Origin of the sequence: Streptomyces sp. HD (assembly GCF_028369295.1) — a bacterium.
In the GTDB taxonomy this organism is placed as follows: Bacteria; Actinomycetota; Actinomycetes; order Streptomycetales; family Streptomycetaceae; genus Streptomyces.
The window spans coordinates 22,686-37,911 of record NZ_JAQMYP010000076.1; the positions used below are offsets into that span (position 1 = coordinate 22,686).

The 15,226-nt window shown below is 71.8% G+C and carries 12 protein-coding genes; 3 read left to right on the forward strand and 9 right to left on the reverse strand.

Annotated features, from left to right (window positions below; all coding sequences use genetic code 11):
* Together POF73_RS42055 and POF73_RS42060 are read right to left on the reverse strand one after the other, a co-directional pair.
* Positions 1 to 1,383, reverse strand: a complete 1,383-nt coding sequence (locus POF73_RS42055) for an NAD(P)/FAD-dependent oxidoreductase (RefSeq protein ID WP_272124694.1) — start codon at positions 1,381 to 1,383, stop codon at positions 1 to 3.
* Between the two features lie 191 nt (positions 1,384 to 1,574).
* Positions 1,575 to 2,480: a TIGR01777 family oxidoreductase gene (locus tag POF73_RS42060; protein WP_272124695.1), complete on the reverse strand. Its 906-nt coding sequence runs from the start codon at positions 2,478 to 2,480 to the stop codon at positions 1,575 to 1,577.
* A 71-nt stretch (positions 2,481 to 2,551) separates the two neighbouring features.
* On the opposite strand from POF73_RS42060, the gene POF73_RS42065 reads away from it, so the two are divergent.
* Positions 2,552 to 3,058, forward strand: a complete 507-nt coding sequence (locus POF73_RS42065) for a GNAT family N-acetyltransferase (protein WP_272124696.1) — start codon at positions 2,552 to 2,554, stop codon at positions 3,056 to 3,058.
* Positions 3,059 to 3,080: 22 nt separating this feature from the next.
* Here the strand turns inward: POF73_RS42065 and POF73_RS42070 are convergent, their stop codons facing one another.
* Positions 3,081 to 4,265, reverse strand: a complete 1,185-nt coding sequence (locus POF73_RS42070) for a MarP family serine protease (protein ID WP_272124697.1) — start codon at positions 4,263 to 4,265, stop codon at positions 3,081 to 3,083.
* A 1,630-nt stretch (positions 4,266 to 5,895) separates the two neighbouring features.
* On the opposite strand from POF73_RS42070, the gene POF73_RS42075 reads away from it, so the two are divergent.
* Positions 5,896 to 6,636, forward strand: coding sequence for a peptidoglycan recognition protein family protein (locus POF73_RS42075; protein ID WP_272124705.1), 741 nt, complete (start codon positions 5,896 to 5,898; stop codon positions 6,634 to 6,636).
* A gap of 430 nt (positions 6,637 to 7,066) precedes the next feature.
* Here the strand turns inward: POF73_RS42075 and POF73_RS42080 are convergent, their stop codons facing one another.
* Entirely contained in the window at positions 7,067 to 8,194 is a 1,128-nt protein-coding gene (locus POF73_RS42080; protein WP_272124698.1) for a lipid II:glycine glycyltransferase FemX, read from the reverse strand.
* Positions 8,195 to 8,398: 204 nt separating this feature from the next.
* On the opposite strand from POF73_RS42080, the gene POF73_RS42085 reads away from it, so the two are divergent.
* Positions 8,399 to 8,608, forward strand: a complete 210-nt coding sequence (locus tag POF73_RS42085; protein WP_272124699.1) for a hypothetical protein — start codon at positions 8,399 to 8,401, stop codon at positions 8,606 to 8,608.
* Positions 8,609 to 8,644: 36 nt separating this feature from the next.
* On the opposite strand, the gene POF73_RS42090 is transcribed toward POF73_RS42085, so the two are convergent.
* From POF73_RS42090 to sucB, 5 genes are all read right to left on the reverse strand, one after another.
* On the reverse strand, positions 8,645 to 9,163 hold the full coding sequence (locus tag POF73_RS42090) for a DUF4240 domain-containing protein (RefSeq protein ID WP_272124706.1): 519 nt from the start codon (positions 9,161 to 9,163) through the stop codon (positions 8,645 to 8,647).
* A 94-nt stretch (positions 9,164 to 9,257) separates the two neighbouring features.
* Complete coding sequence (locus POF73_RS42095) at positions 9,258 to 10,292, reverse strand: helix-turn-helix transcriptional regulator (RefSeq protein ID WP_272124700.1); 1,035 nt, start codon at positions 10,290 to 10,292, stop codon at positions 9,258 to 9,260.
* 75 nt (positions 10,293 to 10,367) lie between these two features.
* On the reverse strand, positions 10,368 to 13,073 hold the full coding sequence (aceE, locus tag POF73_RS42100; protein WP_272124701.1) for a pyruvate dehydrogenase (acetyl-transferring), homodimeric type: 2,706 nt from the start codon (positions 13,071 to 13,073) through the stop codon (positions 10,368 to 10,370).
* A 285-nt stretch (positions 13,074 to 13,358) separates the two neighbouring features.
* Positions 13,359 to 13,982 carry a GntR family transcriptional regulator gene (locus POF73_RS42105; RefSeq protein WP_272124702.1) on the reverse strand — a complete coding sequence of 208 codons (624 nt, stop codon included), beginning with the start codon at positions 13,980 to 13,982 and terminating at the stop codon, positions 13,359 to 13,361.
* 288 nt (positions 13,983 to 14,270) lie between these two features.
* A partial coding sequence (sucB, locus tag POF73_RS42110) for a 2-oxoglutarate dehydrogenase, E2 component, dihydrolipoamide succinyltransferase (protein WP_272124703.1) occupies positions 14,271 to 15,226 on the reverse strand: 956 nt, incomplete at its 5' end.

Consider the following 15,226-nt stretch of genomic DNA (forward strand, 5'->3'; position numbering starts at 1 on the left):
TCAGGCCGCCGCCCTCAATGGTTCTGCCCGGTGCAGGGAACCCGCCGCGCCCAGGTCCGTCAGGATCGCCGACGTGGCCCGGTGGGCCGAGTGCAACGCGCCCTGGAGGGTGCTGGTGTCGCGGTGGTCGCCGCAGACGTACAGGCCGGCCAGGAGGCGGACCGGGCGGCGTAGGTCGTGCGGTGGGCGCATCGCCGGGACGGCCTCGGGGGTGTGGTGCACGGCCAGCGTCTCCCAGCGCGTGGTGGAGGTGCCGTAGAGGCGGGACAGATGCATCCGTACGGCCGTGTCGATGTCGGGGGGCGGTGTGCCCAGGATCGTCGAGGAGATGAGGGGGCGTCCTGCGGGCGCCCGGCTCGGGTCGACCTGGCTCATCACCGACGTATGGGCGACCGGACCGCCCCGGTCGGCGTCGAGCAGCAGCGAGGCGCCGGTCGTCGGCGGTTCGTCGGCCGTGTGGTGGACGACCGTCACCGGGTGGAAGTCGGGTACGCGCAGGCCCGGCAGCAGCTCGGCGGCGGTTCGTGCGTCCGTCGCCAGCAGGACGGCCCGGCACCGTATCTCGCCGTGGTCCGCGGTGGTGACCGAGGTCGTGGAGATCGACGTGACGCGTACGCCGGTGTGCACGGTGCCCGGCGGCAGCGCCCGCGCCAGCAGCTCCGGCAGTGCCTCGGCGCCGCCCTCGGGCACGCACAGCCGCCCGCCCGCGAAGGCGCGCAGCGCGAGGTCCGCGCACCGGCTGGACGTCGTCAGCTCCGGGTCGCAGAGCAGCGCGGCGAGCAGCGGTCGCAGGAAGCCGTCGATCGTGCGGGTGGAGATGCCGCGCTCGGCGAGGGCCTGGGCGGCCGGTGACTCGGGGCGGGCCAGCAGGCGTTCGACGGGCGCGGAGGCGAGGCGGGCGAGTGCGGCGCCGAGCCGGGCCTGGTCGACGGCGGTGCCCAGGGGGGCGCTCGCGCGCACCCTCGGCAGGGACGTCTGACTGGGGACACCCCGTGCGGACGCCGATCGAGGGGCGCTCGCCAGGGCGCGCACCGCGTGGAGTGCGCCCCTCGCGCGCCGGGCGCCCATCGGGCCGGTCAGAACGCCCGCGCGGTGGCGGCGTCCGTCGCTGTGCAGCAGGACGCCTGGCGTGAAGGGGAGAAGCGGGAGCGCGTCGAGCCCCGGTGTCAGGCGTAGTTCGGGATACGCGGTGGACAGAAGCTGTCCGATCCGGTCGAGCCGGAACCCGTCGATCTTCTCGGTCGACATTCGGCCGCCCGCGTAAGGGGCGGCCTCCAGGACCGCGGTCGTTACTCCTGCGCTGGTCAGTCGATGCGCCGCGGAGAGCCCGGCGACTCCGGCTCCCACGATGACGACGTCCGCCTGGTACGCGGGCTCAAGCACGTGCCCCTCCCTGAGGTTGCGCGGCCGGTGGAGACGTCATGCCCCCAACAGGCTCCGGGGATACCCGAGTTCGGGTCGAGGTTAGGGCCGTGATCGGTCAGGAACAGTCGCGCATCGACAGAGCACGGTCGCACGGTGGTCGCATACGGACCTCGTGTCGAGCCTTTCTTTGCATCGCCCCGGGCCGTCCTTTACCTGGCTGCTGCCCGGACCGCACCCTCGATTTCCGGGAATGCGAAGGTGAAGCCGGACTCCAGCAGCCGCTTGGGCAGCACCCGTTGGCTGCCCAGCACATCGCCGGCCATCTCGCCGAGCACGGCCCGCAGTACGGGCGCGGGGACGGTGAAGAGCGTCGGCCGGTGCAGCACGCGCCCCATGGCCTCGGTGATCTCACGGTTCGTCAGCGGCTGTGGCGCGGTCACGTTGAACGGCCCCGTCAGACCGTCGGTGTCGATCAGATGCCGGATCGCGGCCACCTCGTCGTGCAGTGAGACGAACGACCAGTACTGCCGCCCGTTCCCCATCCGGCCGCCGAGCCCCGCCTTGAACAGCGGGAACAGCCGACCCCAGGCACCGCCGTCGCGGGCCACCACCAGCCCCGTGCGCGCGAACGCCGTCCGTACGCCCGCCTCCTGGGCCGGGGCCGCCGCGCCCTCCCAGTCGACGACCAGTGAGGGCAGGAAGCCCTGCCCGGCCGGGGAGCTCTCGTCGACGGTCCGCTCGCCGGTCTCGCCGTAGTAGCCGATCGCGCTGCCATTGACGAAGACCCGCGGGCGCTCCTCCGGCCGCAGAGCTGCGATCGCCTCCGCCAGGGCCGCCGTACCCAGCACCCGGCCGGACCGGAGCTTCGCCTTGTACGCCTCCGTCCAGCGCCGCGAACCCACGTTCGCCCCGGCGAGGTTGACGACGGCGTCGCACCCGGCGAGCCCGGCCGCGTCCACCGACTTGCTCTCCGGGTCCCACCTCGCCTCGTCCTTCGACCTGGGCGCCCGGCGCACGAGCCGCACGACCTCGTGCCCGTCGGCGGTGAGGGAGCGCACGAGGGCGCTGCCGATGAGGCCGGAGGAGCCGGCCACGGCGATCCTTGAATGTTCCATAATCCCATCCTGCCTCTGACCACATAAAACCCAGGTTCGGGATCCTGCTACCGGGTCTTAGGGTGGCGCTCATGCCGCAGCCTCACCAGTCGCCGTCGCCGAACATACGTATCGCCCTGCCGGACGACGAGGAGGAGCTGTCGCTTCTCGACCGTCGTACGTGGTCGCCGCTGCACGCGGTCCATCCGCAGCCGCGGCCGCCCTATCCGCCGTTCTTCGACGAGCGTCACGCCCCCGGTGACCATCTGGTCGCCGAACTGGACCGTCGCATCGTCGGTTACGTCCGGCTGGGCTTTCCGACCTCGCTCGCGTGCAACGCGCATGTACGGCAGATCCAGGGGCTCGCCGTCGCCGACGAGGCGCGGGGGCGTGGCGTCGGGCGGACGCTGATCCGGGCGGCCGTGGAGGAGTCCCGCCGCAGGGGCGCACGCCGACTCACCCTGCGCGTCCTCGGGCACAACACGCCGGCTCGCAAGCTGTACGAGGCGGAGGGGTTCGTGGTGGAGGGGGTGCTGCCGGAGGAGTTCTTTCTGGGCGGGGAGTACGTGGACGACGTGATCATGGGGCGCAGGCTCTGACCGCTCGTCCCGGGAGGCGACGTCAGGACGTGACGAGATCCCCCGTGTCCACGGGCGCGGTCGCGCTCGCCGCGCGCTTCGCGTCGGCGGCCACCTCGGCGGCCGTCAGGACGTAGCCGGTCTCGTCGTCGGAGGTGGAGCGGGCGAAGACGACACCGAACACCTTGCCGCCGGTGGTCAGCAGCGGACCGCCGGAGTTGCCGGGGCGGACGGTGGAGCGGATCGAGTAGATCTCGCGGGTGACGGTCCGGTCGTTGTAGATGTTCTGTCCGGTGGCCCGCACGCGGTTGGCGACGGTCGCCGCCTGGAGGTTCAGGTCGCCGTCCTCGGGATAGCCCGCCACGACCGCCGAGTCGCCGCGGGTGGCGGTGTCGTCGAACCGCAGGACGGGGGCGCGCAGTTCGGGGACGTACAGCACGGCGACGTCGCGGTTCGGGTCGAAGAGCACCACCCGGGACTCGTACGACCGCCCGACGCCGCCGATCCGGACGCCGGGCTCGTCGATGCCGGCCACCACGTGGGCGTTGGTCATCACGTGTCGCGGGGCGTAGACGAAGCCGCTGCCCTCGCGGCCCTGGTTGCCCGCGGTGCCCTCGATCTTGACGGTACTGAGCTTGGCGGCGTTCGTCGCGGCGGCCGTGACGCTGTCGCCGGTGGGCTTGGCTACCTCGGCCGTCGACTCGTTCTCGAACGGGTTGAAGACCTGCGGGAAGCCGGCCTCGGTGAGGGCGGAGGTGGCCCGTGAGAACCAGGCGGGGGTCGTGTCCGGCATGGCGCCCTGGACGGTGCCCAGCAGGCGGGAGTCCCGGATGGCGGAGGTGAGCAGCGGTGAGGAGGACGCGGCCAGGACGCTGGCCGCGACCCAGGAGACGATCAGTACGGCCACCGAGTTGGCCACGGCCCCGCCGACGCCGTCGGCCACCCTGAGCGGGCCCCGGTCCAGCTCCCTGCGCAGCCGCAGTGCCAGCCGCCCCGCCAGCTCGTGCACCGCGACCGCCGGGACCAGCACCGTGAGCACCGCGGTCACGGTCGCCTGGGTCGTACCCGGCGTGACCAGGTCCATCATCCACGGCAGGATCCATACGCCGATCACCGCGCCGCCCACGAAACCGGCGAGCGAGACGCAGCCGGCGACCAGTCCGCGACGGTAGCCGGATGCCGCGTAGGCCAGGATCACCAGCAACAGCAGGATGTCGAGCAGGTCCACGGAGCCGCCTTTCTCTCGGACCCCTTAGTACGCGCGGAAGGCGCTTGTTGATCAGCACACACACGCGTGCCGCCAGGAACCGGCCACGCTGCGTGCACCTGGAGAAACGCCCTGGACCGGGACGATGGTTCCATCGGGTGGCACACCACACATCGCGGGCGGAGCGGATTCGTCGGACAGTAGGTCCATGCGTGTCTTCCGACGGGTCACCCGACGGGTCTTCCGGAGAACACGGGGGCGACGAAGACCACGTGCCGTACGAATACCTTGGGCTGCGCGGATATGGGCGGTCGCGCCGGACGAGGGCGGGGGTTCCGGGGCGTCTGGCGTGGGGTGGGTGGGGGAGGACGCACGGGCGCCGGGGGTGGAGGCGACGGGACCGGTGGGGGAGGCCGCGCGTCGGTCTGGCGTGGGGCCGGTGGGGCCGGTGGGGCCGGTTGTGCGTCGGTCGGGGGCGGAGCCGGTGGGGCCGGTTGTGCGTCGGCCGGGGGCGGAGCCGGTGGTGGGGCCGGTTGTGCGGTGGTCGGGCGTGGAGTCGGTGGGGCCGGTGGCTCGTCGGCCGGGCGTGGATGTGGCGGGGGAGGGGGCGCGGGGGTTTGGCGACGCGCGAGGTGAGGACCCGGCGGGTGTGGAGGCGCAGACGGCGGATGCCGAGGGGGAGGCGCAGACGCCGGGTGGCGAGGGGGAGGCGCAGACGCTGGATGCCGAGGGGGATGCGCAGGCACCGGGTGGCGAGCGGGTGCAGGACGGTGTCCACGGGCCCGGAGTGGGGCGTGTGGAGGGGGTGGCGGGTGAGCGGGTCGAGCGAGAACAGCCCGTTGTCGGAGAGGATGCGGACGCACCAGATCGGGGGGCCGCGGCAACGCCCGGTACTGCGCGGCAGGGGCGTCCCCCGCAGCAGCCGCCAACTGTGCGGCAGGTTCAGGCCGGGCCGCGGTCGAGGGCTGGGCGGCAGTCGCGTGTCCGACGGCAACTCCGAATCCGGCGGCGGCTTCGAGCCGTGCGGCCGTCACGAACTGTGTTGCAATCCGCTGCTGAACGGCGCTTTCGGAGGATGCCCCAGTCGCTCACCGGCCAGTCACCCCGCCCCCTGCGACAATCGCCCGCCGGCCAGCGCTTCCGAACCGTGCTGCACTCACCCACCAGTCGGCCGTCCCGAGCCGGTGCCCGTTCCCGCATCGGCCGGCGTCTCCATGCCGGCCCGCAGCCTCGGGTGGGTCGGCACTTCCGTGCTGGCCCGCAGTCCCGCGTGGGTTGGCGCCTCCGCACCGGCCTGGAGTCCCGCGCTGGCCGGCACTTCCGCACCGGCCCGCAGCCTCGGGTGGGTCGGCACTTCCGTGCTGGCTTGCGGCCTTGGGTGGGTTGGTACCTCCGTGCCGACCTGGAGTCCCGCGCTGGCAGGCGCCTCCGCACCGGCCCGCAGTCCCGCATGGGTCAGCACCCCCGCACTGGTCGGCGTCTCCACACCGGCCCGCAGCCTCGCGTGGGTCGGCGTCTCCACACCACCCCCCAGGCCCGCCCCGCCGCCTCACACCCCCGCACCACCAGACGCCCGCTCCCTCTCCGCCTGCGCCCCCGCTCTCTTCGCCCCCACTCCCATGCCGGCCGCCCCATCCCCGCCCCGCTCCTCCTGCTGTTCGCCTGTCTCCCCGGGCTCGCCGCCGTCCTCGCGTTGTTGTTGTGCGCGCGTGGGGTCGACCGTACGGTCACGGCGGCCGGGCGGGAGGTCGCGGCGCGGCCTGTTGCCTCTCACCAGGCGCCCCGACCGGAGATCGTGCCGCGCACGGCCTGGCTGGATGACGACACCCGGCATGGTCAGCCGCCGCCGCGTTACGACGACAAGGTCGTCGCCGTCTTCGTCCATCACACCGACTCGCCCAACGGGTACGACTGTGCCGACGCGCCCCGCATCATCCGGTACCTGTACGCCGGTCAGACCGGCTCACGCGACTGGGACGACATCGGCTACAACTTCCTCGTCGACCGCTGCGGCACCATCTACGAGGGCCGTGCGGGCGGCATCGAACGTCCCGTCACCGGCGCTCACACCCAGGGCTTCAACCACCGCACCACCGGCATCGCCGCCCTCGGTACCTTCACGGCCGGTGCCGACGTGCCGAAGGCGATGACCGAGGCGATCGCCGCGCTGGCCGCCTGGAAGCTGGGGCTCTCCGACACCGACCCGCGCGCCAGGGTCCGCCTGACCTCCAGCAACAGCCTCAGCCGCTACGCCTCCGGCACCACCGCCACGCTCCCCGCCCTGGCCGGCCACAACACCGGCTACATGACCAGCTGCCCCGGCGCCGCCCTCACCGCCCGCCTCCCCGAGATCCGGCAGATCGCGGCACGGCTGCAGGGCAGGGCCCCATGACCCATCCGCCCCCACGCTTCCCCCCTCACCGCCCGCCTCCCGGAGATCCGGCAGATCGCGGCACGGCTGCAGGGCAGGGCCCCATGACCCATCCGCCCCCACGCTTCCCCCCTTACCGCCCGTCTCCCCGAGATCCGGCAGATCGCGGCACGGCTCCAGGGAACGGCGGGAACGACCCCATGCCCTCACGCCCTGGTCAGGCCCTCATGCCCGGGTCACGCCCTCACGCGCCCGCCGCCATGCCCTGACGCCCGGGTCACGCCCTCACGCGCCCGCCGCCATGCCCTGACGCCCAGGCCACGCCCTCACGCGCCCGTCGCCACGCCCTCACGCCCCGGCCAAGCCCTCACGCGCCCGGCCAGACCCTCACGCGCCCGCCGCCATGCCCTGACGCCCCCGGCCAAGCCCCTCAATCCTCCCGCCACGCCCCTCACCTCCGTCCCAGATAAACCCCCAACGCCCGCTGCAGCACCTTCCCCTGGCTCCCCACCGGCAGTTCCCACTCCCCGAGGTACTCCACCGCTCGGCCGCCCGTCCCCGTCTTGAAGCGGAGTCGGCCGAGCAGACGGTCCTCGGTGAGGGAGGGGGTGATGGAGCGCAGGTCGTATGTCTCGGCGCCGGACGCCCGCGCGTCGCACAGCATTCGCCACAACAGGGCGCTGCTGGGGCGTAGTTGACGGCCCCGGCGGCCGGACGCGGCGTACGAGTGCCAGACCCGGGAGCCGACGTTGATCATGAGGGCGGCCGAGAGCACCTCGCCGTCGTACTCGGCGACATAGACCCGCAGCCGGTCGTCGTCCTCGGCGTTCAGGGCCTGCCACATGCGCCGGAAGTAGTCCAGCGGGCGGGCCTTGAAGCCGTCGTGGGCGGCGGTCGCGGTGTAGAGGCGGTGGAACTCGGGCAGGTCGGCGGCCGAGCCCCAGGCCGTCCGGACGCCCGCCGCCTCGGCCGTACGCAACGACTGTTCCCAGTGCGGGGCGAGCGCGCCGCGCAGATCGTCCATCGAGCGTCCCGCCAGCGGGATCTCACAGCCGTAACGCGGCTGACCGAGGCCGAATCCGCTGCCGTCGTCCTCGTCGCACTGCCGCCAACCGAGCCGCCGCAGCCGCTCCGCGACATCGAGCGCGTACCCGTCGATGCCGGCCGGCGGCAGATCGTGCAGATGACGTACGTCGGGGTCGTCGATGCCCGCCGCCACGGTGGCCGCGTCCCAGTGCCGTACGACGAGCGGCGGGCCGATCCGGACCGAGAACGCCCCGATCCGCTTCAGGTGGGCGACGAGCGGGTCCAGCCACCGCTCCAGCCGCGGCGCACGCCAGTCGATCCCGGGGCCGTCGGGGAGGTAGGCGAGATAGCGCCGGGTCCCGGGCAGCGGGCGGTAGAGGACCAGCGCCGTCGCGATCATCGTCTCGCCGTCGAACCAGCCGACACTCTCCGGCAGCCAGTCGGGCTTCACATCGCCCCACTCGGGGATCTGGAGATGGCTCGCGTCGGGATTCAGCCGCAGATGGGCGAGATGTTCCGCGCGCGGTATCTCCCGCACGAACAGGCTGGTCATGGGCTGGGTGCTCCTGGTCGGGGCGGCCACACTAAGCCGGAGATCACCGAACCGGTCAAGAGACGGGGGGTGAACCTTCCGGACTGCCTGGTGACGTCGGTCACCGGGGGAAAGCAGCTCACAGGTTTCTCGTAGCCGACTCAAGGACCACCCCGAGACAGCCTTCCTATCGTCATGGACACGCACTGACCGGAGGTGGGGATCATGAGCACTGACAACAACGGCAGGGGCAGCACGCGGTTCTGGACCGTCGTCTGCGCCGTCGCGACCGTCGTCCTGGGGCCGGCCGCCGTCACCGCGTCCGCGCTCGACCAGGCCAACAAGGCCCCGATGTACCACGCGGTGAAGGCCGAACAGACGCAGGCGTACATCCCGTCGGAGCCCGGCGCCGGCCGCAGGCGGGCCGCGGCCTGAGGTTCGGTGCGGGTTCTGTGCGCCCGGTGCCTGGGCTCAGTCCTTGAACCGCTCCCACAGCCTGGGCAACCGCTCCGCCAGCGCCTGCGCGTTCTCGAAGTCGACCGGCCTGCCCGCCGGCTCGGGGGGCGCGGACGGGATGCCGAGGTCGGGGGCGACGGCGCCGGTGAGCTGTTCGTACGCCTCGTCGGCCGCGTAACCCAGTTCCTCGCCGTCGCCGTCGAACTCCTCGTCGAAGTCGTCCAGCAGGTCGGCGAGCGAGTCGGGGTCGTGCACCCCGCCCTCGTACACCTCGCGGCCCTGGCCGATCAGCCAGCACCGGAAGAAGTCGAACGCGTCGTCGCTGGCCCCGTCGAGCAGGACCCAGGCGGCGGCCCAGAGGTCCCAGGTGTACGCGCGGTTGTAGCGGGCCTCGAAGTGACGGGCGAAGTCCAGGATCATCTCCGGGTCCAGCGTCAGGAGTCGGTCCACCAGCAGGTCGGCCTGCTCCTCGGGGTCACCCTCGGCGGCCTCCCGCGTGCCGTCGATCATCTCCCAGAACTCCGTCTCGTCCATCACGGGTCAAGCATCGGCCCTGGACGGGTGGGGCGCACGTGGAGTGCGGCGGATTGTTATAGGGGCCGGACCTCTGGAGGCATATGCCTACGCGTCACGAGCCGTACAGCCCCGCCAGCCGTATCGCATCGCTCGCGAAACGGGCCCTCAGCGCCTCCGGTGCCAGCACCTCCACCTCCGGCCCGAGTGAGGCGAGCTGGGTGTGGGCGACCTCCTCGGACTCCACGGGGAGGGTCAGCGTCACCCACCCGTCCCCGTCGGGGTCACCGGCCGCCTCCAGTGCCTCTCGCGCGGACTGCGGATCGACGGCGTACGGCAACCGGCGCACCCCGCCGGGGGACACCCGCACCACGACCTCGTCCCGCAGGATGGACCGTGCGAACTGCTCGGCCCGCTCGTCCCAGAAGGCGGGCAGATCGAACTCCTCGTCCCGCTCGAACCGCTCCTCACCGGGCTCGACGGCGGTGAACCGGTCGATCCGGTACACCCTGTACCCGCTGTGACCCTCGTGACCTCTGTGACCCTGGTCCGCCCCCCGGTCCACCCCTTGTTCCGCCACGCGGGCGCACAGATACCAGACCCCCGCCTTCAGCACGAGCCCGTACGGCTCCAACTCCCGCACCACGTCCCGCTGCTGCTCCCCCTCCCCACGCCGGTAGCGGGCGACGATCCGCCGGTCGTCCCACACCGCGTCGGCGACGGCGGGCAGCAGCTCGGGGGTCTTCGGCTCCTTGAACCAGTTCGGCGCGTCGAGATGGAACCGCTGGGCAGCCGTACGGGACGCGTCACGCACGGAGGGCATCAGGGCCGCCGACACCTTCAGCCGGGCCGCGGAGGCGGCGTCCTCCAGCCCCATCTCCCGCAGCGCCCCCGGGACACCGCTCAGGAACAGCGCCTCGGCCTCGCTCCGCCCGAGCCCCGTCAGCCGGGTCCGGTACCCGCCGATGAGCCGGTACCCGCCGGCCCGGCCACGATCGGCGTACACCGGAACCCCGGCCTCCGACAGCGCCTGCGCGTCCCGGGTGACGGTCCGCTCGGAGACCTCCAGCTCGCTCGCCAGCTCGGCGGCGGTCATGGAGGGCCGGGACTGGAGCAACAGCACCATCTTGATCAGGCGGGCGGCACGCATACGGCCATCATGCCGGGGCCCACTGACAACGAAGGGGTACGGCAGCCGCCGTACCCCTTCACCGAGCGTCAGGTGTTACAGCCCGTACTTCTCCCGGGCTTCCTTCACCGCCGTCGCCTTGACCTCGCCCCGCTTCGCGAGCTGGGCCAGCGCCGCGACGACGATCGAGTGGGCGTCGATGCCGAAGTGGCGGCGGGCGGCCTCGCGGGTGTCCGACAGACCGAAGCCGTCGGCGCCGAGGGAGGAGTAGTCCTGCTCGACCCACTGCGCGATCTGGTCGGGGACCTGGCGCATGTAGTCGGAGACGGCGAGCACCGGGCCCTCCGCGCCCTGCAGCGCCTGACGGACGTACGGGACACGCTCCTCGCCCCGCAGCAGTGCCGCGTCCGCCTCCAGGGCGTCCCGGCGCAGCTCCGTCCAGGACGTCGCCGACCAGACGTCGGCCGCGACACCCCACTCCTCGGCGAGCAGCTGCTGCGCCTGAAGCGTCCAGTGGATCGCCGTGCCGGAGCCGAGCAGCTGGATGCGCGGGGCGTTGGCCGCCGCCACGGTCACGCCCGCCGACTCCGCCGTGTTGAAGCGGTACAGGCCCTTGACGATGCCCTCGTCGATGCCGAGGCCGGACGGCTTGGCGGGCTGCGGGAGCGGCTCGTTGTAGACGGTGAGGTAGTAGAAGACGTTCGGGTCCTCGCCCGGGGCCGCCTCGCCGTACATGCGGCGCAGGCCGTCCTTGACGATCGTCGCCACCTCGTAGGCGAACGCCGGGTCGTACGTCAGCGCGGCGGGGTTCGTCGCCGCGATCACCGGCGAGTGACCGTCGGCGTGCTGCAGGCCCTCGCCCGTCAGCGTCGTACGGCCCGCCGTGGCGCCGATGAGGAAGCCGCGGCCGAGCTGGTCGCCGAGCTGCCACATCTGGTCGGCCGTGCGCTGCCAGCCGAACATCGAGTAGAAGATGTAGAACGGGATCATCGCTTCGCCGTGCGTGGAGTACGCGGTGGACGCGGCGATGAAGTCGGCCATCGAACCGGCCTCGGTGATCCCCTCGTTGAGGATCTGGCCGTTCTTGGCCTCCTTGTAGTACATGAGCTGGTCGCGGTCGACGGGCTCGTACGTCTGCCCCTTGGGCGAGTAGATGCCCAGCGACGGGAACAGGCTCTCCATACCGAAGGTGCGCGCCTCGTCCGGCACGATCGGCACCCAGCGCTTGCCCGTCTCCTTGTCGCGGACCAGGTCCTTGATCAGGCGGACGAAGGCCATGGTGGTGGCCACGTTCTGGGAGCCGGAGCCCTTGTCGAAGGACGCGAACGCCTTCTCGGCCGGGGCCGGCAGCGGGGCCACCGGGTGCACACGGCGGGCCGGGGCCGGGCCGCCGAGGGCCGCGCGGCGCTCCTGGAGGTAGCGGACCTCGGGGGAGTCGGCGCCGGGGTGGCCGTAGGGGACGACCCCGTCGACGAAGTCGCTGTCCTTGATCGGCAGCTCCAGCAGGTCACGCATCGCCTTGAACTCGTCCACCGTCAGCTTCTTCATCTGGTGGTTGGCGTTCTTCGACGCGAAGCCCTCGCCGAGGGTGAAGCCCTTGACCGTCTGGGCCAGGATCACGGTCGGCGCGCCCTTGAACTCGACGGCGGCCTTGTAGGCGGCGTACACCTTGCGTGCCTCGTGACCTCCGCGGGAGAGGTGGAAGCACTCCAGGATCTTGTCGTCGCTCAGCAGCTTCGCCATCTCGACGAGCGCCGGGTCCGTGCCGAAGAAGTCCTGGCGGATGTAGGCGGCGTCGCGCGTCTGGTACGTCTGCACCTGGGCGTCGGGTACCTCGCGCAGGCGGCGTACCAGCGCGCCCGTGGTGTCGAGCTGGAACAGCTCGTCCCAGGCCGTACCCCAGAGGGTCTTGACGACGTTCCACCCCGCGCCGCGGAACTGGGCCTCCAGCTCCTGCACGATCTTGAAGTTCGCGCGGACCGGGCCGTCGAGGCGCTGCAGGTTGCAGTTGATGACGAAGGTCAGGTTGTCCAGGCCCTCGCGGGAGGCCAGGGCGAGTGCCGCCGTGGACTCCGGCTCGTCCATCTCGCCGTCGCCGAGGAACGCCCAGACGTGGGAGTTCGAGACGTCCTTGATGCCGCGCGCCGTCAGATAGCGGTTGAAGCGGGCCTGGTAGATCGCCGACAGCGGGCCGAGACCCATGGACACCGTCGGGAACTCCCACAGCCAGGGCAGACGGCGGGGGTGCGGGTAGGACGGCAGGCCGTTGCCGCCGGACTCCTGACGGAAGTTGTCGAGGTGGTCCTCGTTCAGCCGGCCGTCGAGGAAGGCGCGGGCGTAGATGCCGGGGGAGGCGTGGCCCTGGATGTAGAGCTGGTCGCCCGAGCCGTCGGCTTCCTTGCCCTGGAAGAAGTGGTTGAAGCCGGTCTCGTAGAGCCAGGCCGCGGAGGCGAAGGTGGCGATGTGGCCGCCGACGCCGTGTTTGCTGCCCCGGGTCACCATCGCGGCCGCGTTCCAGCGGTTCCACGCGGTGATACGGGACTCCATCGCCTCGTCACCGGGCACGGACGGCTCGGCGGAGGTCGGGATGGTGTTGACGTAGTCGGTCTCAAGGAGCTTGGGCAGCGCGATGCCCGTGCCCTCGGCCCGCTCCAGCGTGCGGCGCATCAGGTATGCGGCGCGGTGCGGACCGGCCGCCTTGGCGACCGCGTCCAGTGAGGCCTGCCATTCGGCGGTCTCCTCCGGATCACGGTCGGGGAGCTGGTCGAGCGCGCTCGGCTGGATGGCGTTGGGGTCGGTCATGTCGCCGCCTTCCTCAGTCGAAGGGGGTTCCCTCATCGGCAAGGGTTCGGGGGTGCCCTTTGTCTTTGGCAGGACAGGGCGGAGGGCCTCGGTGCGGTGACACCATGCGGCTGCTGCCGCGTGGCCCGTCGGCGACAATAACCCGCTGATCGATGATCGATCAAAGGGTTCAGGGGCAAAACTTCTCGATTGCGAGAAAGTCGGCATGCGGTGCCTTTGGGGGTGGCACCGGGTGCCGCGTTTTCGAAGGGTTTCCGCAGGTGAGCGCGGGGATGCTCGACTGTTTCAGGCCCGCGGCGCGCAGCCCAGCACGTGCGCCTTCACCAGCTCCGCGATCCTCGGGTCCCGCCTGCGGAACGCCTGGACCAGCTCCTCGTGCTCCTCGGCGTAAGACTGCTGCACGGTTCCCAGCCAACGGATCGACAGGGCCGTGAAGACCTCGATGCCGAGGCCCTCCCAGGTGTGCAGCAGTACGGAGTTGCCGGCGGCCCGCACCAGCTCGCGGTGGAAGCCGACGGTGTGCCGCACCTGGCCCGTGCCGTCGGCGTTGCGGTCGGCGTCGTACAGGGCGGTGACGTGGGGCTCCAGGGCGGAGCAGTCCTCCGCGAGACGGTCGGCGGCGAGTTCCGCGGCGATGGCCTCCAGGCCGGCCCGGACCGGGTAGCTCTCCTCCAGGTCGGCGGCCGTGAGGTTCCGTACGCGTACGCCCTTGTTGGGCGCGGACTCGATCAGGCGCAGGGACTCCAGCTCGCGCAGCGCCTCTCGTACGGGGGTCTGGCTGACCTCCAGCTCCGTGGCGATACGGCGCTCCACGATGCGCTCGCCCGGCTGCCAGCGACCGCTGATGATCCCCTCCAGGATGTGCTCGCGGATCTGTTCGCGCAGCGAGTGGATGACGGGGGCGGTCATGAGGGCTCCTTAGGGCGCGTTGACGTTTAGACAATAAGGCCGGTGCGCTCCGCTGGGGTGGTGCTTGGGGGTGCTTTTGCGCAGGTGAGATGAGACTTACACGGCGTCGGGTGGCGGAGCGCCCAGGAGCTCGGTGCGTGGTGTTGTCGGGCGGCTGCGGGTGGTTCGTGGCTGGTCGCGCAGTTCCCCGCGCCCCTGAGGGGGCTTGCAGGTGCCCGTGGCAAAGAGTGGCGCCCCGCTCGGATCAGGTCCGGGCGGGGCGCCGTACGGGCTGGAAGCCCAGGTGGCTTACAGGCCGAGCTCGACCTCGAACTCGCCCGCCTCCAGGATCGCCTTGATGGCCGTCAGGTAACGGGCCGCGTCGGCGCCGTCGACCAGGCGGTGGTCGTAGGAGAGGGTCAGGTAGGTCATGTCGCGGACGCCGATGACCGTGCCCTCCTCCGTCTCGATGACGGCCGGACGCTTGACCGTGGCGCCGATGCCGAGGATCGCGACCTGGCCCGGCGGCACGATGATCGTGTCGAAGAGCGCGCCGCGCGAACCGGTGTTGGAGATGGTGAAGGTCGCGCCGGACAGCTCGTCGGGCGTGATCTTGTTGGCGCGGACCTTGCCGGCCAGGTCGGCCGTGGCCTTGGCGATGCCGGCGATGTTCAGGTCGCCCGCACCCTTGATGACCGGGGTCATCAGGCCCTTCTCCGAGTCCACCGCGATACCGACGTTCTCGGTGTCGAAGTAGGTGATCGTGCCCTCGGCCTCGTTGATCTTGGCGTTGATGACCGGGTGGGCCTTCAGCGCCTGGGCCGCCGCCTTCACGAAGAACGGCATCGGGGAGAGCTTGACGCCCTCGCGCGCGGCGAACGAGTCCTTGGCCTGCGTGCGCAGGCGCATCAGGCGGGTCACGTCGACCTCGACCACCGAGGACAGCTGGGCCTGCTCGTGCAGCGCCTTGACCATGTTGTCGCCGATGACCTTGCGGATGCGCGGCATCTTGACGGTCTGGCCGCGGAGGGGAGAGACCTCCAGGGCCGGCGCCTTCTTGGCGGCGGCATGGCCCCCGGCAGTCACAGCGGCGGCGGCCGGGGCCGGAGCAGCCGCGGCGGCCTTCGCGGCCTCGGCGGCGGCGACGACGTCCTGCTTGCGGATACGGCCGCCGACGCCGGTGCCCTTGACGGAGGCCAGGTCGACGCCGTTCTCGGCGGCGAGCTTGCGCACCAGCGGGGTGACGTAGGCGCCCTCGTCGGTCG

Bases quoted from the DNA above. Each gene is read 5' to 3' on its own strand.
- aceE (WP_272124701.1), bottom strand. From the start codon at position 13,073: ATGACCGACCCCAACGCCATCCAGCCGAGCGCGCTCGACCAGCTCCCC.
- POF73_RS42105 (WP_272124702.1), bottom strand. From the start codon at position 13,982: ATGACCGCCCCCGTCATCCACTCGCTGCGCGAACAGATCCGCGAGCAC.
- POF73_RS42065 (WP_272124696.1), top strand. From the start codon at position 2,552: ATGCCGCAGCCTCACCAGTCGCCGTCGCCGAACATACGTATCGCCCTG.
- POF73_RS42080 (WP_272124698.1), bottom strand. From the start codon at position 8,194: ATGACCAGCCTGTTCGTGCGGGAGATACCGCGCGCGGAACATCTCGCC.
- POF73_RS42085 (WP_272124699.1), top strand. From the start codon at position 8,399: ATGAGCACTGACAACAACGGCAGGGGCAGCACGCGGTTCTGGACCGTC.
- POF73_RS42060 (WP_272124695.1), bottom strand. From the start codon at position 2,480: ATGGAACATTCAAGGATCGCCGTGGCCGGCTCCTCCGGCCTCATCGGC.
- POF73_RS42090 (WP_272124706.1), bottom strand. From the start codon at position 9,163: ATGGACGAGACGGAGTTCTGGGAGATGATCGACGGCACGCGGGAGGCC.
- POF73_RS42095 (WP_272124700.1), bottom strand. From the start codon at position 10,292: ATGCGTGCCGCCCGCCTGATCAAGATGGTGCTGTTGCTCCAGTCCCGG.